The following is a 19,766-nucleotide window of genomic DNA, read 5'->3' as shown; positions in this document are numbered from 1 at the left end:
GTCCTGATGAGGCATTCCCATGCGGAGTATGGAAACGATCAGTGTGGAGGGTGATCGTGCCCACGCCTGCGCGTCATCTTTTCAAGGCTTGCGCAGGTTGTTCAGCAGCTCATGTGTCGGGTAGCCATCTGCGGGCCAGCCAAATGACTGTTGCGCGCTGCGAATGGCTTTGCGCGTATTGGCGCCGATGATGCCGTCTGGCGCGCCTGCATCGTATTGACGGGCAGAGAGCAGGGTTTGCAGCTCGATGCGCTCAGAGCGGCTCAGCGGCAGGTCACCGCGGGGCCAGCTGCCTACCACATAGCCTGCACCCTTGAATCGGTCCGAAAGCAGGCTGATCGCCAGTGCATAGGATGTCGAGTTGTTGTATTTCAGAATCGCACGGAAGTTATCCAGCACCAGGAACGCCGGGCCACGATAACCGGCAGGCAGCAACAGCGCTGCCTGTTGCTGGCTGGCGGCAACCGGAATCGCCGAACCATCAGGCTGTTTCAAGCCCAGTTGTTGCCACTCGGCCAGGCTCTTGCGGGTGGTCGAGTCAGCCAGTGCATAGTCAAAGCCCGAACTGAGGACAACTTCAAAGCCCCACGGCTGGCCACGCTGCCATAATGTGCGGTAGAGGCCAAAGCATCGGCGGGGGTATTCCAGATATCGCGGCGGCCGTCGCCGTCGAAGTCGACCGCGTGGGTGTTATAGGTCGTGGGGATGAACTGCGTTTGCCCCATTGCACCGGCCCAGGAGCCGAGCATTTTGTCGGGCGTAATGTCGCCATGCTGGATAATTTCCAGCGCAGCGAGCAGTTGGCTTTGTGCAAAGCCCGGACGGCGACCTTCGTAGGCCAACGTTGCCAGCGAACGAATCACCGACTGAGAACCCTGGAGCTGGCCGAAATTGCTCTCCATGCCCCATACCGCCACCAGAGTCTGACGATCCACGCCGTATTGCTGTTCGATCTTCTGCAAGTCATCAGCGTATTGCGAAAGCAGGGCCTGACCCTTGCGCACGCGAGCGGCGGAGATGGCGCCATCCAGGTATTCCCACACCGGGCGGCTGAACTCTGGCTGGCTGCGGTCTGCCTTGACCACGCTCATGTCCGGGGTGACTCCGGCGAAGGCTTGGTCGAACACATCGGCGCGGATTCCGGCCTTCAGCGCTTGGGCGCGGAAACCGGCTTGCCATTCGGCGAAGCTGACGGCCGGCTGAATAGTGAGGGAGTCATCGACAACCAGTGCCGGCGTTGGCGCCACGGCCGGAGCAGCGGTCTGGGCTTTGGCGGCTTGGAGAGGCGTGGCATCGGCTGCAGTGGGTTTTTCTGCGCAAGCTACCAATGCAATGAGGCTGGAGGCGGCGATGAGTTGGCGCAACTGCGGGCGATGGGTAAAACAAGAAGGCATGCTTGAGTCCAAGGGTATTACCGTTAGGTGCAGACCATAACACGGCCAAGCATTCAAAAGCGCATCAGAGATGTTGCTTGATATCAGGCAGCTATAACGGAAGAAGCCTCCCAGCTTTTAGACTGGAAGGCTTCGCGGCGGTAGCTGCCTTTGCCCTTGGCGGGCTGTTCCTGTCGGCTACGGAACAAGGGTTGGGCAATGATGGATTTGGCCTTGTTCGGCCGCTTTGGCTTGCTCATGGCTGGGTGCTCCAGGTTAGGGGTGTTTTGGTGTGTCGCGAATGATCGGACAGGGTAGGGCGTCTGTCCAATAGAGCCGTGCTATGGCTGCATCTGCGCAGTAAACAGAAACGTTAGGGAGGGTTTGTGGGAGTGGGCCTGTCTGCGAAAAAGCCGGTACATCCAACAAAGATGCAACGACTGCATTGCCGCGTTTGCGGGCAACTAACTGGCGTTACCCATCAGCTCAAAACGAACAGTGCAACAAGGGAAAACACCAGGACCACGAAGCCGGTGGCACTGGCCCATCCAGCTTGCCAGTTATCTTTGAGCCAGGCGCCTTTCTTGGGGTATTTCCCCCACGTGACGAGGCGCACGATCGGCCAGCCAATGGGGTAACAGATGTAGCGAAGCGGTATTTCAAAAAAGAGCTGAAAGAATATGTCCGACATGCACTCACTCCGCGGGTAAAGGCAACCGTTGTCCGGCCATCAGCAGCGCGAGCCTGCTCAGGCTGCTCCACGGCGAACCTGCGGCCTGGCCTTTGATCTGCGCATCGATGCGTTGCGCATCCATGAGCAACTGGCTCCAGCGCTTTGCCGAGTGACGTTGCAGGGCTTTGCTCATTAACGGCTTGCGTTTGTCCCATACGGGCGGACGAGCCGAGCTGAAGATCTTGTCCATAGGTACACCCTGGCTGAATTGCAGGGACATGTTGGCCAGCGCACGCAACTCGCGGGTCAGTGCCCACAGAATCACAGGCGTTTCGACCCCTTCGCCGCGAAGCCCTTCCAGCATGCGCAGGGCATGCGCCGCTTCGCCATTGAGCACGGCGTCAGTCAGGCCGAATACATCGAAACGTGCGCTATCGGCCACAGCAGCCTGCACGGTCTCGACAGTGATCTGCCCGTCTTCAGCCATCAGCTTGAGCTTTTCGATTTCCTGGGCAGCGGCCAGCAAGTTGCCTTCGACGCGGGCGGCAATCAGCTCGACTGCATCCTGAGTCGCGGCCAGGCCTGCCTGAGAAAGGCGCTGACGAATCCATTGTGGCAACTGGCCAATGTCAACCGGCCAGATTTGTACGAACTGAGTCTGAGCGCCTTCGACCAGCGCCTTGCCCCATTTGGTTTTCTGCGCGCTGCCGTCGAGCTTGGGCAGGCTGATCAGCAGTAACGTGTCTTCGGCAGGCCGTGCGCAGTATTCCATCAGCGCAGCCGCGCCTTTGTCACCGGGTTTACCCGATGGCAGACGCAGTTCCAGAAGACGACGTTCAGCGAACAGCGACATGCTGGCACCGGCCTGCAGCAACGTGCCCCAGTCAAAGCTGGCGTCGGCGCTGAACACCTGGCGTTCGTCGAAACCCTGCTGGCGAGCGGCGGCGCGAATAGCGTCAGCAGCTTCCTGACACAGCAGCGGATCGTCGCCGCTGATCACATAGACCGGTGCGAGCGTGCCTTGCAGGTGTTTGCCGAGTTGGGCGGGGGCGAGTTTCATCTGTCAGAGAATGCCGGGGCCGGCGAACCGGCCCCGGACACTTACCTGTTAGGGACTTCAACAGGCGACTGCTGAGGTGTTGCGTCACGAATGCGTTGAGCCGCTTGCTCCGCGTCGGCCTCAGCCTTGGCAACTGCGTCGGCCTTGGCCTGCAGTTCGTCCAGACGCGAAGGCGTCAGTTGTTGCAGGCGCGCCATCATTCGTTGAATCAGCTCGTTGCGCATTTCAACACGAACCTGAGCCGCTTCCTGGTCGGAGCCTGTCAGGTTGTTGCCGTCATGTACGTAGGAGCGGTCCACGCTGACCTTGTCACCGAGCAGGAAGCGATCCCGCTCACCGCGCACTTCATAGTTGAGCGTGGTAGTCAGTTGATACTCGGCAGAACGGCCCGAGCCGCTGAAGCTTGCGTTTCGCTGAGTCTCGGTTTCGTTGACCAGAATCAGTTTGTAAGGCGCGCCGGTGTAGACCTTGACGCCGGAGCTGGTCAGTACACGATTGAGCTGAGTGACGGTTTCGCCGTATGCATTACGTGCGCTGACATCCAGTTCCTTGATGGCCAGTTCGGTCGTACCGGTGCCGCGCAGATGAAAGCCGCAGGCACTCAGCAAAACGGCAAGGCCCATCACCAGCAAATTGCGTTTGATCATCTTGATGCTCCCCTTGAATCCTTGTGGGCCGACTTCGCGTCCCTTGGAAATATGTTCGGCACCCGGTCTGCCGGGTGCCCGATCTCATCAGCTTGCGACGATATTGACCAGTTTTCCTGGCACGACGATGACCTTGCGGATCGTCAAGCCATCAATGAAGCGCAGCACGTTCTCGTTGACCCGAGCGGCCGCTTCGACTTCTTCACGACTGGCGCTGGCCGGCATTTCAAGGTGGCCGCGCAACTTGCCGTTGACCTGAATCACCAGCTGCAGGCTGTCCTGCACCAGGGCGCTTTCATCCAGCGCAGGCCATCCGGCATCAATGACTGGCGTGGTGTGGCCCAGTTCCTTCCACAGTTCGTGGCTGATGTGCGGCGTGATCGGAGCGAGCAGCAGGGTGACGGTTTCCAGCCCTTCCTGAAGCAGCGCGCGGTCCTGTGACGTTGCCTGTGGGACCTTTTCCAGCACGTTCATCAAGGTCATCACCTGCGCAATGGCGGTGTTGAATTTCTGGTTCTGACCAATATCCTGGCTCGCCTGCCTGATCGCCTGATGGATCGAGCGGCGGATGGCTTTTTGCTCGTCGCTCAAGGCGGCGATGTCCAGCTTGCCGGACGCGCCCTGACCCACATGGGCCTGTGCCAGACGCCATACGCGACGCAGGAAGCGGCTTGAGCCTTCAACGCCGGAATCGGACCATTCCAGGCTCATGTCAGGTGGCGAGGCGAACATCATGAACAGGCGGCAGGTGTCTGCGCCGTACTGATCGATCATGGTCTGCGGGTCGATGCCGTTCTTCTTCGACTTCGACATCTTCTCGGTGCCGCCGATTTCAACCGGCAGGCCATCGCTGGTCAGTTTGGCACTGATCACCTTGGCCTTGGCGTCGCGCTCAAGCGTGACGTCGGCCGGGTTGATCCAGGTCTTCTTGCCGCTGGCTTCCATGCGGAAGTAGGTTTCAGCGTTGACCATGCCCTGAGTCAGCAGGTTCTTGAACGGCTCGTTGGACGTGACCAGGCCTTCGTCGCGCATCAGCTTGTGGAAGAAGCGCGCGTACAGCAGGTGCAGGATGGCGTGTTCGATACCGCCGATGTACTGATCCACCGGCAGCCAGTGGTTGGCTGCGTTCGGCTCGACCAGCCCACCTTCGTAATGCGGGGATGCGTAGCGGGCGTAGTACCAGGACGACTCAACGAAGGTGTCCATCGTGTCGGTTTCACGCTTGGCCGGTGCGCCGCATTTCGGGCAGCTGCACTCGTAAAACTCGGGCATGCGGGCCAATGGCGAACCGGCGCCGTCGGGAACAACGTCTTCCGGCAGCACGACAGGCAGTTGATCTTCAGGGACCGGCACGTCACCGCAGGTGTCGCAATGCACGATCGGAATCGGGCAGCCCCAGTAGCGCTGGCGGCTGATGCCCCAATCCCGAAGGCGGAACTGGGTGCGTGACTGGCCCAGGCCTTTTTGGGTCAGGGCTGCTTCCATCGCGTCGAACGCGGCGGTGAAGTCCAGGCCATCGAATTCGCCGGAATTGATCAGCGGGCCGTGCTCGCCATAAGCTTCCTGCCACGGCGCAGGGCTTTCGTCGCCCGCGCTGGTGCGTACGACAGGCTTGATCGGCAGGTGGTACTTGGTGGCGAACTCGAAATCGCGCTCGTCGTGGGCCGGTACGGCCATGACCGCGCCGTCGCCGTAATGCATCAGCACGTAGTTGGCGACCCAGACGGGTAGCTTCTCGCCGGTCAACGGGTGCTCGACGAACAGCGAGGTCGGCAGGCCTTTCTTTTCCTGAGTGGCGACATCCGCCTCCGCGACGCTGCCGCCTTTGCATTCGTCGATGAAAGCTTGCAGCTGGGCGTCTTCCTTCGCCGCCAGGGTCGCGAGTGGATGCTCGGCAGCCACGGCCACGTAGGTAGCACCCATCAGGGTGTCTGGACGGGTGGTGAAGACTTTCAGCGCGCCGGCTTCGCCGATGCTGGTCTGGTCATACGGAAACTGCACTTCCATACCACGGGATTTGCCGATCCAGTTGCGCTGCATGGTCTTGACCTGTTCAGGCCAGCCCGGCAATTCATCAAGGCTTTCCAGCAGCTCATCGGCGTAGGCCGTGATCTTGAAGTAGTACATCGGGATTTCGCGCTTCTCGATCAGCGCGCCCGAACGCCAGCCACGGCCGTCAATGACCTGCTCGTTGGCCAGAACGGTCTGGTCAACAGGGTCCCAGTTCACGGTGCCGTTCTTGCGGTAGATCACGCCTTTCTCGAACAGGCGGGTGAACAACCACTGCTCCCAACGATAGTAGTCAGGCTTGCAGGTGGTGATTTCACGCGACCAGTCGATGGCCAGGCCCAGGCTCTTGAGCTGGGTCTTCATGTAATCGATGTTTTCGTAAGTCCACTTGGCCGGCGCGACGTTGTTGTCGATGGCGGCGTTTTCCGCCGGCATGCCGAACGCGTCCCAGCCCAGTGGCTGCAGGACGTTCTTGCCCAGCATGCGCTGGTAGCGGGAGATCACATCACCGATGGTGTAGTTGCGCACATGGCCCATGTGCAGCTTGCCGCTGGGGTAAGGGAACATCGACAGGCAGTAGTAGGTTTCCTTGCCTGGCTGTTCACTGACTTCAAAAGACTTTTGCTCTTCCCAGAAGGTCTGGGCGGCGGCTTCGATTTCGCGGGGCTGATAGAGTTCGTGCATGGCTACTTTTGACTAAAGATTAGTGACCCTTGACCTCTTCATTGCTTCGCCGAGTCAGGTCTGCGCCGCTTGCCGGACAATTGCAACTGTCTGCGCGGTGCGTACAGGCTCAAGAGAGCGGAAGTGGAATGGCAGGAAGCGTCGTAGCATACATGAGCGCCGTCTATCGAGGGAGTCCTGATTGCTATGCCGCGCAGCCACAGCCCCGTCCAATCGCCGTCTCTGCCCGTTGGTCGCAGTTTTCTGCCGGTTTTGACAACAACGCTAAGCTCAATTTTGAGGGTATGTTTTATCTTCTGTGAGGTGAGCGGATGACAGAGTTGCAGCACACGGTGAGCACTTATGAGCTGTATGAACGTTTGATCGATCGTCTTGGGCTTGCACTTGAAGTGGCAAGTACGGCGGTTCGGCTCCGAAATGAGTCGCCTGTGGTACTTGAGCTCAAAGGGTTGAGCAGCGCGGAGTTCGAGTGGATCGAGGCCTACCTTGAAAAAGGCGTGATGGTGGCAAACGGGGCTGTTAAGGGTTGTTCAACGGGCAGTTTCACGGTATCTCGGGAGCAGAACGGTTCTACCAGGGCGCCTAAACAATCGGCCACTATTATCTGGCTGAAAGACAGAAAGCGCGGCAGGTCTTCCATGCGGTCGGGCCGTCACAACTGATACGACGATCAGGCTTTCCCCCGGCAGGCTTCGGGCCTGCTCTATAAGCATTGTTGCTTAGCGTTAAACATTCTAGGCTTCGGGCATCTCTGGAGGTGTCCGATGCCTTTGCGTTACCTGTTCAAGACCCTTCTGCTGCCTCCCGGTATTCTTTTCCTGTTGCTGATTCTGGCCTGGTGGCTGCGCCGCTCACGTCCGCGTCTGGCCGTTGTGCTTTTCGTGACGGGGCTGGGCGGGCTGTGGTTGATGAGTCTTCCGGTCGTCGTGGAGTGGGCCGCCCGCAGACTGGAGCAGGTCGAGCCCTTGGCGCACGCGCAGTGGGCGGCCCTGGCGCAGCAAGCCGATGCCATTGTGGTGCTGGGTAACGGACGCGAGCGCAATTCACCCACATGGGGTGCAGATGCCCCGACAGGCATTGGCCTGGAACGATTACGTCTTGCGGCGCGGCTGTCGAAGGCCTCCGGCTTGCCGATACTGACCTCGGGCGGTCTGCATTTCGATGAGCCTCCCAGTGAAGCGGCCATCATGGCGCAGTCGCTGCAGGACGACTTCGGCGTCAGTGTTCGCTGGCAGGAAGGGCAGAGCCGAACCACTTGGGAAAACGCCACGCTGAGCGCCGCAGTCTTGCAGCCCCAAGGCATCAAACGGATCGTGTTGGTGACGCAGGCCTGGCATATGCCAAGGGCGCGCTGGAGTTTTGAAAAGGCAGGTTTCACGGTCGTGGCCGCGCCTGTGGGATTTATCGGGGTGGACAACGCGCGCCCGTTTGGCGGCTGGCTTCCGGAGAGTCGGGTGTTCACACAGAGCGGGGTCTTGCTGAACGAAGCGATAGGCTCGCTGGCGTACCGCTGGATATACCGCTAGGCGTTTATCAAGGCAATCCCGTAGGCCGGGATCACCTTGAAAAGCCGATCAGACGGTCTTGGCGATACGCGCTGCCAGCAAGGCCCAGCCAAACAGCAGCAGACAGACAATTGCCAGTGGCCACGAGCGCCAGTGCAGGTAGGGCGTCAGACCCTGCATCGGCACCACGTCGCCGTACAGCACGCCACGCTCGAACTGCGGAATCTGCACGGTGATCTTGCCGAACGGGTCGATCAACCCTGTGACCCCGTTGTTGGTGGCACGAATCATCCAGCGCCCTGCTTCAAGCGCACGCATCTGGGCCATCTGCAGATGCTGCAATGGACCGATCGAGGTGCCGAACCAGGTGTCGTTGCTGACTGTGAGCAGCAGGTCACTCTGCGCCGAAAGGCCAGCGGCGAATTCGGGGTACACCACTTCGTAGCAGATGAACGGGGCGATGTGATAACCCTTGGCTTGTAGCAGCGCCTGGTCGTTCGGTCCGCGAGCGAAGTCGGACATTGGCAGATCGAAGAACGCGATAAGACCACGCAGCACGTCTTGCAACGGCACGTACTCACCGAATGGCACCAGTTTTTGCTTGTAGTAGGTGCCGTCGCCCTGGCCCACCACCGTGATGCCGTTGTAGTAGCGGTATTCGCCACGCCCGGTCAACTCACGTACCGGTACGCCGGTGATCAGCGCCGAACCTCGTTCGGAGGCGAATTTACCCATCATCGACAGGTAGCCTTCTGCGCTTTCCTTGAGGACCGGTACAGCGGTTTCCGGCCAGACGATCAGGTCGGCCTGCTGCGATCGGAACGTCATGTCGCGGTACAGGGCCAACTGGTCGTTCAGCTTCTGTGGGTCCCACTTCATGCTTTGTTCGATGTTGCCCTGCATGGTGACCACTTTCAGCGGCTTGCCGGACGGTGAGGTCCAGGCGTAACCCTTGAGAGCAAGCCCCGCCACCCAGGGTGCGAGCAACAGCAGTACGCCAATCGCCAGAAACGAAGGACGCGCCCGCAAGCGGTGCAGGTTGCACAACAATGCAGCGGTCAGGCCCAGCGCAAAGGAAATCAGCCACACACCGCCCACGGGAGCAAGGCCTGCCAGCGGCCCATCCAGTTGGCTGTAACCGGAGTAAAGCCACGGAAAGCCGGTGAGGAACCAGCCGCGAAATGCCTCCTGACCCAGCCACAACGCCGCAAACGCCAGCGCGTCGGCCAGTGGCGCTTCGTTGCGCCTTAGCCAGCGCGCCCACACCCAGGCGGGGAGGGCAAAAAACAGGGCGATGGCGGCGATGAACGCCAGCATCAGCAGCCCCGCCAGCAGCACCGAAGCGCCGCCGTAGGTATGAATGCTGACGTAGATCCAACTGGTGCCCGCGCCGAACAGGCCGAAGCCGTAGCACCAGCCGCGAGCCAGTGCCTGGCGTGGATTCAGCTCGCGCAGGCCCAGGTAAAAGACCGCGACCGCCACCAGCACCAGCGGCCAGATGTCGAACGGGGCCAGTGCCAGGGTCGTGAGTCCGCCAGCGGCCACGGCCAGCAGGTTGCCGGGCCAGCCGGGACGCTTAATCCAGCGCATGTAGATTCCTTAAAACGACATCGGAGTGGTTACGGGCGTGAGATCGGGCTCAGGCGCAGCAAGTGAATGCGACGACTGTCTGCGCTCAGGATGCGGAAACGATATGCACCGATTTCGGTGATTTCGTTGCGCTTGGGCAGATGGCCGAACGCGTTCATCACAAGGCCGCCAACGGTGTCGAACTCCTCGTCGGAGAACTCGCTGTCGAAGAACTCGTTGAAGTTTTCGATCGGCGTGAGGGCCTTGACTAGAAAGTCGCCGCTGGGCAGCGGCTTGATGAAGCTGTCTTCTTCGACATCGTGCTCGTCCTCGATGTCGCCGACGATCTGCTCCAGTACGTCTTCAATCGTCACCAGACCCGCCACGCCGCCGTATTCGTCGATGACGATGGCCATGTGGTTGTGGTTGGCGCGAAATTCACGCAGCAGCACGTTCAGGCGCTTTGACTCGGGGACGAACGTCGCCGGGCGCAGCAGCTTCTTGATGTCGTCGCTGTCGCCGTCGGGCTTGAGAATCAGCGGCAGCAGATCCTTGGCCAGCAGTACGCCTAGCACGTCGTCGTGGCTCTCGCCGATCACCGGGTAGCGCGAGTGGGCAGCATCGATGACGGCAGGAAGGAATTCGCGAGGTGTCTGGGTGCCCTTGATGCTGATCATCTGCGAGCGCGGCACCATGATGTCGCGTACTTGCAGGTCGGCAACCTGGATGGCGCCCTCGACGATGGCCAGCGCTTCGCTGTCCAGCAGTTTGTTCTGGTGGGCTTCGCGCAGCAGCTCCAATAGCTCCTGGCGGTTTTTCGGCTCATGGACAAAAGCCTGGGTCAGTTTACCCAGCCATGACTTTTGTCCGTTGCTCGATCGGTCTTCGCTCATAGCCCTTACTCGTGGTCCTTGCTTAGTGTGTCTGAATGTTGAACGTCGGTATCGCTGTCGTCGTCGGCATACGGGTCGGGGTAGCCCAACTCCTCAAGCAACGTTCGTTCCAGCGCTTCCATTTCTTCGGCTTCTTCATCATCGATATGGTCGTAACCGAGCAGATGAAGGCAGCCATGAATCACCATGTGCGCCCAGTGGGCGTCCACGGCCTTGTTTTGCTCACCCGCTTCGCGGTTCACCACCGGCACGCAAATGACCAGATCGCCTAGCAACGGAATGTCCAGCATGTCGTCTGGCACATCCGCTGGAAAGGACAACACGTTGGTGGCGTAATCCTTGTGCCGCCACGTGTGATTAAGCTCGCGTCCTTCGGCTTCGTCGACCAGTCTGATGGTCAACTCCGAATCCGCACTGCGCGGGCGCAGGCCCATTTCACACCAGAGGCGGAACTGGGCTTCGCTCGGCGCGGCGGTTTCGCTTGCAACTTGCAGGTCCAGCTCAAGCATCGCGGTTTTTGTCCCGTGAGTAACTGTTGTTGCTCGACGAGCCATCGCTGAAACGATCATCGAAGCGCTCATAGGCTTCCACGATGCGTTGCACCAACGGGTGGCGGACCACGTCTTTGGGCTTGAAGTGCGTGAAGCTGATGCCCGGTACGTCTTTGAGCACATCGATGACATGCGTCAGGCCCGACTTGGTGCCCTTGGGCAGGTCGACCTGGGTGATGTCGCCGGTGATCACGGCCGTTGAGCCGAAGCCGATACGGGTCAGGAACATCTTCATCTGCTCGACGGTGGTGTTCTGACTTTCGTCGAGAATGATGAAGCTGTTATTAAGGGTGCGTCCGCGCATGTACGCCAGCGGTGCCACTTCAATGACTTGCTTCTCGATCAGCTTGGCGACGACTTCGAAACCGAGCATCTCGTACAGCGCGTCGTAGAGCGGTCGCAGGTACGGGTCGATCTTCTGCGCCAGGTCGCCAGGCAGGAAGCCGAGTTTTTCACCCGCTTCAACCGCCGGGCGAACCAGCAGGATGCGACGAATCTGCTCGCGCTCCAGCGCATCCACTGCGCAGGCAACCGCCAGGTACGTCTTGCCAGTACCTGCAGGGCCAATGCCGAAGTTGATGTCGTTGCCAAGGATTTCTTTAACGTACCGCTGCTGATTGATGCCGCGCGGGCGAATCATGCCCTTCTTGGTGCGCAGCGCAACGCCGACTTCGGCGGCTGGGTGATTGTCCAGCCCTTCGACGCCAGATTCCTGGAGGAACAGGTGAACCATATCCGGCGTCAGGTCAGTACCTTTGGTTTCCCGGTACAGGCGGCGCAGCAGATTTTCAGCCGAGTGGGTTTGTTTGGAGTCGCCAATCAGCTCGAACTGATTGCCGCGATTGCGGATCTCGATGTCGAGGCGTTGTTCGATCAAGCGCAGATGCTCGTCGAGTTGCCCGCACAGGTTGGCGAAACGATGGGCCTCGAAAGGTTCGAGGGTGAAGCGATGAGGTTCTATGGGTGCGTTCAAGGTCTTTTAATGGCCGTCCGGCGGCAATTGAGATGTATTGAAGAATACCCCTAGCGGTGGTCAGGCGAAAGCCTTGCCTTCTGCGTGGAGGATTCACCGTGCTCAATGGTAGGGACCGCACGGAAACGAATTCATTCGGCCATTCGTTTCCGCGGCGGGGCGCAAAGGTTATTGAAGCAGAGATCCGCGCAGGGAGTGGGGCTGTGCATCATCGATGTGCACATCGGCGAACTGGCCGATCAGCTTGGGGTTATCGCAACGGAAATTGACGATCCGGTTGTTCTCGGTACGGCCCTGCAGCTCGCCGGGGTCTTTCTTGGAGTAGTCGGTCACCAGAATACGCTGGGTGCTGCCGACCATTTGTCGGCTGATCTCGAAGCCCTGCTGATTGAGGCGGTGTTGCAGGGCGGCCAGGCGCTCTTTCTTCAAGGCTTCCGGCGTTTCATCTTTCAGGTCGGCTGCCGGCGTACCGGGGCGCGGGCTGTAGACGAAGGAGAACGAGAAATCGAACCCGACGTCTTCGATCAGCTTCATGGTGTTCTCGAAGTCCTTCTCGGTTTCACCCGGGAACCCGACGATGAAGTCGGAGCTGATGCAGATACCCGGCACGGCGGCCTTGAGCTTGCGCAGCTTGGACTTGTATTCGAGCGTCGTGTGGTTGCGCTTCATGGCCGCCAGGATGCGGTCCGAACCCGACTGAACCGGCAAATGCAAGTGCTTCACCAGTTCCGGGACTTCGGCGTGGGCCTGAATCAGGCTGTCCGAGAACTCCAGCGGATGCGAGGTGGTATAGCGAATGCGGTCAATGCCGTCGACAGCGGCGACCACGCGGATCAGATCGGCCAGGTCCGCGACACGCCCGTCGTGCATGGCACCGCGGTAGCCGTTGACGTTCTGGCCCAGCAACGTGACTTCGCGCACGCCGTTCTCTGCCAGGTGGATGACTTCGGTCAGCACGTCATCGAACGGTCGGCTGACCTCTTCGCCACGCGTGTAGGGGACGACACAGAACGTGCAGTATTTGCTGCAGCCTTCCATGACCGACACGTATGCGCTCGGGCCGTCGACACGAGGCTCGGGCAGGTGGTCGAATTTTTCGATTTCCGGGAACGAGACGTCGACCTGCGGCAGGCGGGTGATGCGTGCGGCGTCGATCATTTCCGGCAGGCGGTGCAAGGTCTGGGGACCAAAGACCACGTCTACATAGGGTGCGCGATCACGGATAGCCGCGCCTTCCTGACTGGCCACACAACCGCCGACGGCGATCACCATTTCAGGGTTGGCCAGCTTCAGCTCTCGCCAGCGACCCAATTGCGAGTACACCCGGTCCTGGGCGCGTTCGCGAATCGAGCAGGTGTTGAGGAGGATCACGTCGGCGTCTTCCGCGCGCGCGGTGACTTCCAGGGCCTGATGTTCACCCAGCAGATCGACCATGCGCGAGCTGTCGTACTCGTTCATCTGGCAACCGTGGGTTTCGATATAAAGCTTCTTGGCCATTCGTGATCATCAGCTGGTTCAAAGAACCGCGCATTATAGGGGTGAAGTGCTTGGGTTCCTAGGGGCGATCCGATGGGCATGCTATAGTGCGTGCCCCTTTTTCATCCCCGAATCGTTATCCGCCAACCATGACCAAACGCGAAGCTCCAATCTACAAGGTGATTTTCCTCAACCAGGGCCAGGTGTTCGAGATGTACGCCAAACAGATCTATCAGAGCGATCTGTGGGGTTTTCTGGAAGTGGAAGAATTCGTCTTCGGCGAGCGCACGACCGTCGTGGTAGACACGAGCGAAGAAAAGCTCAAGGCCCAGTTCGAAGGCGTGGTGCGCAGTTTCGTGCCGATGCATTCGATCGTGCGTATCGATGAAGTCGAGCGCATGGGCACACCGAAGATCAGCGAAGCACGTGGCAGCAGCAACGTGATGCCGTTTCCCATGCCGATGCCGGAAAAGTAAGCGCGAAAATCAAGACGGTTGCCCTGAAACGAATCGATCAGGGCAATGGAGAGAACGGGCTGCGACCTTCGGCCGTTTGCAGTTCCATGAGGTATTTGCGGAAAATCTGGCCCAGCACCTGAGTGGCCACTTCCAGTTCGTCGCGCTTCATGTTGGCAGACACTTCGTCCGCCGCGTCCAGCGCTTCTTCCGAACCGTTGACCGCTGCCATCTTCAGCACGATATAGGCCTGAATGTTATTAGCCTGCACACCTTCGCCACGACTGAACATCAGGCCCAACTGATATTGCGCCTGGGCGTGACCCTGCAACGAAGCCTGCTCGAAATAGCTGAGGGCCTGTGGCAGATCGCGAGGCGCATTCTTGCCTTCGTAGTAGAACTCACCCAACTCGTATTGCGCCTGCGCATCCCCTGACTGAGCAGCCTGCTGGCAGGCGGAAAGCGCAGCGGGCAGGTTCTCTGGCTGAGTATTGAGGGTGCAGCGACCCACCGCTGGGATTAACAACGAGTTGCTGCCGGCAGTAGCCAGCAGAGGGTAGACAAGCAACAGGCAGCCCAATGCAAGGGTGCGGCCGGTGCGGTTCATGGAAGTCGACTTACCTCTGAAAAAGGTGCGGGCGTACCCGACCAGCTAAACGTGCTGGCTGCGCATTATGAAATAAGCAGAGCCAACCTTACAAAGTCTTTACGGATTTTCTGCTGCATGGCCTTAAAAGGCCCCTGTTTACCAGGTAAAGACCCTCAAGCCAGACAGTCGCTTCCCATGTGCGTATCAACGGGTCAGGTTGATCGCCTTGCAGTGTAGAAGCTAATTGCTGCAACAACGTTCAGTTTCATTCATCGATATCGTACGTGCAGGCGAAACTCCGCCTGCACGTACGATCCGGGGCGTGTTATTTAAGCGCAGCGAAAGCTTTTTCGGCAGCGTCCAGGGTCAGTTGCAACTCGGCATCGCCGTGCGCGATGGAGGTGAAACCGGCTTCGAACGCGCTGGGCGCCAGGTAAACGCCGCCTTCAAGCATCAGGTGGAAGAAGCGCTTGAAGCGGTCGGCGTCGCTGGTCATCACATCCTGGAAGGTGACGATTTCCTTGGCGTCGCTGAAGTACAGACCAAACATGCCGCCCGCCTGGGTGGTCACGAACGCAATGCCTGCGGCGTCGGCACGTTGTTGCAGGCCTTCGAGCAGGCGACGTGTGTAATCGCTCAGCTCATCATGGAAGCCGGGACGGCTGATCAGGCGCAGCGTGGTCAGACCGGCGGCCATTGCCAACGGATTGCCGGACAGCGTGCCCGCTTGATACACCGGGCCCAGCGGGGCGATGTGCGACATGATTTCGCGTTTACCGCCGAAGCAGCCAACCGGCATGCCGCCACCGATGATCTTGCCGAACGTGCTCAGGTCCGGCGTCACGCCGTAGTGAGCCTGAGCGCCGCCGAGGGCCACGCGGAAACCGGTCATGACTTCATCGAAAATCAGCACCACGCCGTGCTCGTCGCAGAGGTCGCGCAAGCCTTGCAGATAGCCCGGCGCAGGCGGCACGCAGTTCATGTTGCCAGCCACAGGCTCGACGATGATGCAGGCGACTTCCTGGCCCACTTGCGCCAGCATGTCTCGCACCGCTTCCAGGTCGTTGAACGGCACGGTCAGGGTGTGTTTGGCGAAGGCTGCGGGTACGCCGGGCGAGCTTGGAACACCCAGGGTCAGCGCGCCGGAACCGGCCTTGACCAGCAGGCTGTCGGAGTGACCGTGGTAGCAGCCTTCGAATTTGATGATGCTGTCGCGGCCAGTGTAGCCACGGGCCAGGCGGATGGCGCTCATGGTGGCTTCGGTGCCGGAGCTGACCATGCGCACCATTTCCATCGATGGCACCAGCGAGCAGACCAGATCGGCCATCTCGGTTTCCATCGCGGTCGGCGCACCGTATGACAGACCGTGCTCCAGTTGGTTGCGCACGGCGTCGAGCACCTCCGGGTGGCTGTGGCCCAGAATCATCGGGCCCCACGAGCCGACGTAGTCAACGTAGCGTTTGTCGTCTTCGTCAGTCACGTAGGCGCCCGCCGCGTGCTTGAAGAACAGCGGCGTGCCGCCCACGCTCTTGAACGCGCGAACCGGCGAATTCACGCCACCGGGGATATGTTTTTGGGCATTGGCGAACAGTGTTTCGGAACGGGACATGATCGGGTCTCTGCTTTGAAACGAGGAAGTCGGGTCTACGCTGGGGTCAGCCGAGGCGAGCAGTGACTGCTTTATTAGGGTGGCGTGAGCCAAGTAGAGCGCAGGAGTCGGCACTATAACAAATGATGGCTGCCTGCCGGATGCACATGTCCGAATTCAGCCAGACTTTTGCTGAAGGCTGGAATAGAGTCTGCTCCATGAACATTCTCGACCCCGCCATCTGCTACGCCGCGTTTATCGCCAGGGACCGCCGGTTTGACGGTTGGTTTTTCATGGGCGTGTCATCCACCGGCATTTACTGTCGGCCCATGTGCCCGGTGCGTGCGCCACAGGCCAAAAATTGCAGCTTTTACAAGACGGCGGCGTCTGCCGAGCAGGCCGGGTTTCGCCCATGCTTGCGTTGCCGCCCGGAACTGGCGCCCGGACAAAGTCTGTTGGACATGTCGAGCCGATTGGCGCAGGCCGCCGCCCGGCTGATCGAAGAGGGATTTCTGAGTGGCCGGACACTGGATGCGCTGGCGAAGCGAGTGGGCGTCACGGCGCGGCACTTGCGGCGGATTTTCGAAACCGAGTTCGGCGTCTCGATGATCGAGTTCGCCCAGACGCAGCGTTTGTTGGTCGCCAAGCGCCTGTTGACCGATACCGGAATATCTATGACCGAGGTGGCGCTGGCCGCAGGGTTTGGCAGCGTGCGGCGATTCAACGATGTATTTCAGGCGCGCTATGGCCTGAATCCGACGCGGCTGAGGAAGTCGGTGTACAGAGCCGATGATGCCGAACTGCGCTTTGAGCTGTCCTATCGGCCCCCGTTTTCATGGGCCGGTGTGCTGGCTTTTCTCGCGCATCGCCGTATTGCAGGCGTCGAGCATGTGGAGGGTGAAGTGTATGCGCGGGTCATCGAGGTCGAGCATGCGGGGCGCAGGGTCTGCGGCTGGATCACTGTCACCGACGCACCCCAACGGCATGCGCTGGTGGTGACCATGTCTGCCTCGTTGCAGTCGGCGGTGGCGGTGGTGCTTGGGCGTTTACGGCGGGTGTTTGACACGGGGTGCCGCCCTGATCTAGTGGATGAGCATCTCGGGCCGCTGATTGGCGATCTGCGCGGCATGCGTGTGCCGGGAGCGTTCGATGGCTTCGAAATCGCCGTGCGGGCGGTCGTCGGGCAGCAGATATCGGTGCCCAATGCCCGAGCGATTCTGAGCCGTATTGCCGAACGATTCGGCGAGCCGGTGAGCGACGCGCCGTTCGGCCTGCACCCTGCGTTCCCGACTGCACAGGTCATTGCCACGCTGCATCATGAAGACCTGATCGCCACCGGCCTGATCCGTATTCGGGCCGAGGCGATCATTACGGTTGCTAAAGAAGTGGCGGCGGGGCGCATTCTGCTTGAGCCGCTGGTGCCGCTTGAGGAAACGCTGGCGGCGTTGCGGCACATTCGCGGCATCGGCGAGTGGACCGTTCAATACATTGCCATGCGCGCCTTGGGCTGGCCCAATGCATTCCCCGAGGGGGACGCGGTGCTTAAAAAACGACTGGGTTGCACGACGGCTGCGCAGCTCAACGCGCATGCAAGCCGGTGGGCACCGTGGCGAGCGTACGCGACTGTGCATGTCTGGCATCAACGTGAGGAGACGTCATCATGATTCCCGGCTACCTGCTGACAAGCCCCTTGGGCGACATCGCACTGCGTACCGAGGACGACGCGCTGACGGGCGTGTACTTCATCGGCCAGAAACATTATCCCGGTCTGGTGATGATGCCGGACGATCAGCATGTGCCACGGGTCGTGCGACTGGCGCAGGAACAACTGACTGAGTTCTTTCGCGGCGAGCGCCGGTTTTTCGATGTGCCGCTGCGCATGCGTGGTACACCGTTTCAGGAGCAGGTCTGGGCTGAGCTGGCGCGCATTCCCTACGGTGAGATGATTTCCTACGGTGCGATGGCGAAAAAAATGGGCTTGAGCCCAGGTCATTCCCGAGCGGTAGGAACGGCCAACGGCAAGAATCCGATTTCCATCATCGTGCCGTGCCATCGCGTGATTGGCGCAGGCGGCGACCTGACAGGCTATGCCGGGGGCGTCGAGCGTAAACGCGCATTGCTGGCGCTGGAAAACGCAACCGGCATGCCGGATTTCGAGTTCAAACTGGTGGAGAAGGTTTAGCCCTGATCGCGCTCACGCCGGTGTGTGACGCAGAGCGTTACGGGCTGCATGCTTATGCTTAGCGCCCGTTTGCCAGCAGGGTGTTGAAGGCCTTGGCCCGGCGGGTGACTTCCTGGGCGGTTTCGGCGCCAAACAGGCCGTGTACGACGGCCAGCAGGTCGGCACCGTGCTCCACCAGTTGCGGGGCATTTTCCAGGGTGATGCCGCCGATCACCGCGATAGGCAGATGCACGTTGGCCCGAACCTGAGCGATCAGGTCCAATGGCACGGCAGGCGCGTTCGGTTTGGTCTGCGAATTGAAGAAGCGACCGAATGCCACGTACGTCGCCCCGTCCGCCTTGGCGCGTGCGGCCAGTTCAAGCTTGCCATGACAGGTCGCGCCGACAATTGCCTTGTGCCCCAGCAACGCACGCGCGTCGGGCAGTGAACCGTCGGCCTGCCCCAGGTGTACGCCGACACCCAGGCGAGCCGCCAGCTCCGCGTCATCATTGATGATCAGTCGGGTCTTGTAACGCTCGCACAACTTCAGCAGCTCGGTCGCTTCGCGCAGGCGGCGCGATTCGTCTTCAGTCTTGTCCCGGTATTGCAGCAGGGTCACGCCGCCATCAAGGGCGGCTTCGACGTAAGCCAGGAATCTGCCAGACAACAGCTGGCTGTCGGTAATGGCATACAGGCCACGTAGTTTCATGAATCGACCCTCATGGCGATGTGTTACGAGCAGAAATCCAGCGGCAGACGGCGGGGCACGAATTGCCCTTTGCCCAGTTGCTCGGCGTCACGCAGCGTTCTCCACGTGTAATCGAGGGCAGACTTCACCGCGCTGACCGTTTCCTCGCCTTGCGCCAGTCTTCCCGCCAGGGCGCTGGCCAATGTGCAGCCGGAACCGTGGTAGCTGCCGGGCAGGCGCTCGCAGATGAACGTGTGGGTATCGCCGCCACGAACGTAAAGACGGTTGTGAATCTGCTGCTCATCGCCATGCCCGCCGGTAATCAGCAGGTACTGGCAGTAGGGCAGCAGCTTTTCGGCGCATTCGTCCGCCGTACCTTCGGGCAGCTCGGCGAGAATGCGAGCCTCCGGCAGATTGGGCGTGGCGATGGTCGAGAGCGGCAGCAGGTGTTCGCGCATGGCGTAACCGACTTCGTCCTTGCCCAGCCTTCCTCCACCGCCAGCCCGCAACACAGGATCGCAGACCATCGGCAAATGAGGGTTGGCTTGCAGCAGTTCGACAACGGTCGCGACCATTTCCAGCGAGCCGAGCATCCCCAGCTTAACGGCGGCGACGCATGAATCGTTGAGGACTGCATGAGCCTGGGCCATTACCCAGTCTCGATCCAGCACACGAAAATCACTGACATTGACGGTGTCTTGCACAGTCAGCGCAGTAATGACCGGAGCGGCGTGGCAGCCTTGGGCGAGCAGGGCTTCAATATCGGCCTGCATGCCAGCGCCGCCACTAGGGTCGTGGCCGGAGAGGCAGAGGACAACGGGGCGGGAGCTATAGATATTCATGGTGCGCGAGCTTATCACTAAACCTTTCC

19 protein-coding genes and 1 pseudogene are annotated in these 19,766 nt (G+C 60.3%); 5 read left to right on the top strand and 15 right to left on the bottom strand.

Annotated elements, in window-relative coordinates:
- Window positions 1–81: 81 nt before the first annotated feature.
- The 6 genes and pseudogenes from ALP40_RS20285 to leuS form a co-directional block, all read right to left on the bottom strand.
- Window positions 82–1,394, bottom strand: a pseudogene (locus ALP40_RS20285) (lytic murein transglycosylase).
- Between the two features lie 83 nt (window positions 1,395–1,477).
- The gene (gene arfA, locus ALP40_RS20280; protein WP_004885826.1) at window positions 1,478–1,633 is read right to left on the bottom strand and encodes an alternative ribosome rescue factor ArfA; all 156 of its coding nucleotides are present in this window, start codon (window positions 1,631–1,633) and stop codon (window positions 1,478–1,480) included.
- A 221-nt stretch (window positions 1,634–1,854) separates the two neighbouring features.
- On the bottom strand, window positions 1,855–2,064 hold the full coding sequence (locus tag ALP40_RS20275; protein WP_122209971.1) for a hypothetical protein: 210 nt from the start codon (window positions 2,062–2,064) through the stop codon (window positions 1,855–1,857).
- A gap of 4 nt (window positions 2,065–2,068) precedes the next feature.
- On the bottom strand, window positions 2,069–3,106 hold the full coding sequence (gene holA / locus ALP40_RS20270) for a DNA polymerase III subunit delta (protein ID WP_122209970.1): 1,038 nt from the start codon (window positions 3,104–3,106) through the stop codon (window positions 2,069–2,071).
- Window positions 3,107–3,147: 41 nt separating this feature from the next.
- Window positions 3,148–3,753, bottom strand: a complete 606-nt coding sequence (gene lptE, locus ALP40_RS20265) for an LPS assembly lipoprotein LptE (RefSeq protein ID WP_122209969.1) — start codon at window positions 3,751–3,753, stop codon at window positions 3,148–3,150.
- A gap of 87 nt (window positions 3,754–3,840) precedes the next feature.
- Window positions 3,841–6,447 (bottom strand): leucine--tRNA ligase, encoded by a 2,607-nt coding sequence (gene leuS / locus ALP40_RS20260; protein ID WP_122209968.1) that lies wholly within the window; start codon window positions 6,445–6,447, stop codon window positions 3,841–3,843.
- Window positions 6,448–6,758: 311 nt separating this feature from the next.
- Here leuS and ALP40_RS20255 point away from each other — a divergent pair, with 311 nt between their 5' ends.
- Both ALP40_RS20255 and ALP40_RS20250 read left to right on the top strand, forming a co-directional pair.
- Window positions 6,759–7,109 carry a hypothetical protein gene (locus ALP40_RS20255; RefSeq protein WP_122209967.1) on the top strand — a complete coding sequence of 117 codons (351 nt, stop codon included), beginning with the start codon at window positions 6,759–6,761 and terminating at the stop codon, window positions 7,107–7,109.
- Between the two features lie 102 nt (window positions 7,110–7,211).
- Complete coding sequence (locus ALP40_RS20250) at window positions 7,212–7,973, top strand: YdcF family protein (RefSeq protein ID WP_122209966.1); 762 nt, start codon at window positions 7,212–7,214, stop codon at window positions 7,971–7,973.
- A 48-nt stretch (window positions 7,974–8,021) separates the two neighbouring features.
- On the opposite strand, the gene lnt is transcribed toward ALP40_RS20250, so the two are convergent.
- From lnt to miaB, 5 genes are all read right to left on the bottom strand, one after another.
- The gene (gene lnt, locus ALP40_RS20245) at window positions 8,022–9,542 is read right to left on the bottom strand and encodes an apolipoprotein N-acyltransferase (RefSeq protein ID WP_122209965.1); all 1,521 of its coding nucleotides are present in this window, start codon (window positions 9,540–9,542) and stop codon (window positions 8,022–8,024) included.
- Between the two features lie 29 nt (window positions 9,543–9,571).
- On the bottom strand, window positions 9,572–10,414 hold the full coding sequence (locus ALP40_RS20240) for an HlyC/CorC family transporter (RefSeq protein WP_122209964.1): 843 nt from the start codon (window positions 10,412–10,414) through the stop codon (window positions 9,572–9,574).
- A 5-nt stretch (window positions 10,415–10,419) separates the two neighbouring features.
- Window positions 10,420–10,923 carry an rRNA maturation RNase YbeY gene (gene ybeY / locus ALP40_RS20235; RefSeq protein ID WP_122209963.1) on the bottom strand — a complete coding sequence of 168 codons (504 nt, stop codon included), beginning with the start codon at window positions 10,921–10,923 and terminating at the stop codon, window positions 10,420–10,422.
- Window positions 10,916–11,938, bottom strand: coding sequence for a PhoH family protein (locus ALP40_RS20230; RefSeq protein ID WP_122209962.1), 1,023 nt, complete (start codon window positions 11,936–11,938; stop codon window positions 10,916–10,918). Before ALP40_RS20230 ends, ybeY begins: the two co-directional genes overlap by 8 nt.
- A gap of 168 nt (window positions 11,939–12,106) precedes the next feature.
- Window positions 12,107–13,435, bottom strand: coding sequence for a tRNA (N6-isopentenyl adenosine(37)-C2)-methylthiotransferase MiaB (miaB, locus tag ALP40_RS20225; RefSeq protein ID WP_122209961.1), 1,329 nt, complete (start codon window positions 13,433–13,435; stop codon window positions 12,107–12,109).
- Window positions 13,436–13,563: 128 nt separating this feature from the next.
- Here miaB and ALP40_RS20220 point away from each other — a divergent pair, with 128 nt between their 5' ends.
- Complete coding sequence (locus ALP40_RS20220; RefSeq protein ID WP_122209960.1) at window positions 13,564–13,890, top strand: DUF1820 family protein; 327 nt, start codon at window positions 13,564–13,566, stop codon at window positions 13,888–13,890.
- A 37-nt stretch (window positions 13,891–13,927) separates the two neighbouring features.
- On the opposite strand, the gene ALP40_RS20215 is transcribed toward ALP40_RS20220, so the two are convergent.
- Together ALP40_RS20215 and hemL are read right to left on the bottom strand one after the other, a co-directional pair.
- Complete coding sequence (locus tag ALP40_RS20215; protein WP_122209959.1) at window positions 13,928–14,476, bottom strand: tetratricopeptide repeat protein; 549 nt, start codon at window positions 14,474–14,476, stop codon at window positions 13,928–13,930.
- 307 nt (window positions 14,477–14,783) lie between these two features.
- Window positions 14,784–16,067, bottom strand: a complete 1,284-nt coding sequence (gene hemL / locus ALP40_RS20210; protein ID WP_122209958.1) for a glutamate-1-semialdehyde 2,1-aminomutase — start codon at window positions 16,065–16,067, stop codon at window positions 14,784–14,786.
- Between the two features lie 197 nt (window positions 16,068–16,264).
- Between hemL and ALP40_RS20205 the strand changes: the two genes are divergently transcribed.
- Together ALP40_RS20205 and ALP40_RS20200 are read left to right on the top strand one after the other, a co-directional pair.
- Window positions 16,265–17,710 (top strand): DNA-3-methyladenine glycosylase 2 family protein, encoded by a 1,446-nt coding sequence (locus ALP40_RS20205; RefSeq protein WP_122210039.1) that lies wholly within the window; start codon window positions 16,265–16,267, stop codon window positions 17,708–17,710.
- On the top strand, window positions 17,707–18,228 hold the full coding sequence (locus tag ALP40_RS20200) for a methylated-DNA--[protein]-cysteine S-methyltransferase (RefSeq protein ID WP_122209957.1): 522 nt from the start codon (window positions 17,707–17,709) through the stop codon (window positions 18,226–18,228). The genes ALP40_RS20205 and ALP40_RS20200 overlap by 4 nt, the downstream gene beginning before the upstream one ends.
- A 58-nt stretch (window positions 18,229–18,286) precedes the next feature.
- On the opposite strand, the gene thiE is transcribed toward ALP40_RS20200, so the two are convergent.
- A complete protein-coding gene (gene thiE, locus ALP40_RS20195; RefSeq protein WP_122209956.1) occupies window positions 18,287–18,916 on the bottom strand; it encodes a thiamine phosphate synthase in 630 nt (209 codons plus the stop codon).
- Between the two features lie 23 nt (window positions 18,917–18,939).
- Window positions 18,940–19,737, bottom strand: coding sequence for a hydroxymethylpyrimidine/phosphomethylpyrimidine kinase (locus ALP40_RS20190; RefSeq protein WP_122209955.1), 798 nt, complete (start codon window positions 19,735–19,737; stop codon window positions 18,940–18,942).
- Window positions 19,738–19,766: the final 29 nt, after the last annotated feature.

Source organism: Pseudomonas viridiflava (assembly GCF_003702045.1).
In the GTDB taxonomy this organism is placed as follows: Bacteria; Pseudomonadota; Gammaproteobacteria; order Pseudomonadales; family Pseudomonadaceae; genus Aquipseudomonas; species Aquipseudomonas viridiflava_C.
This window is presented reverse-complemented; position numbering and strand designations above follow the sequence as displayed.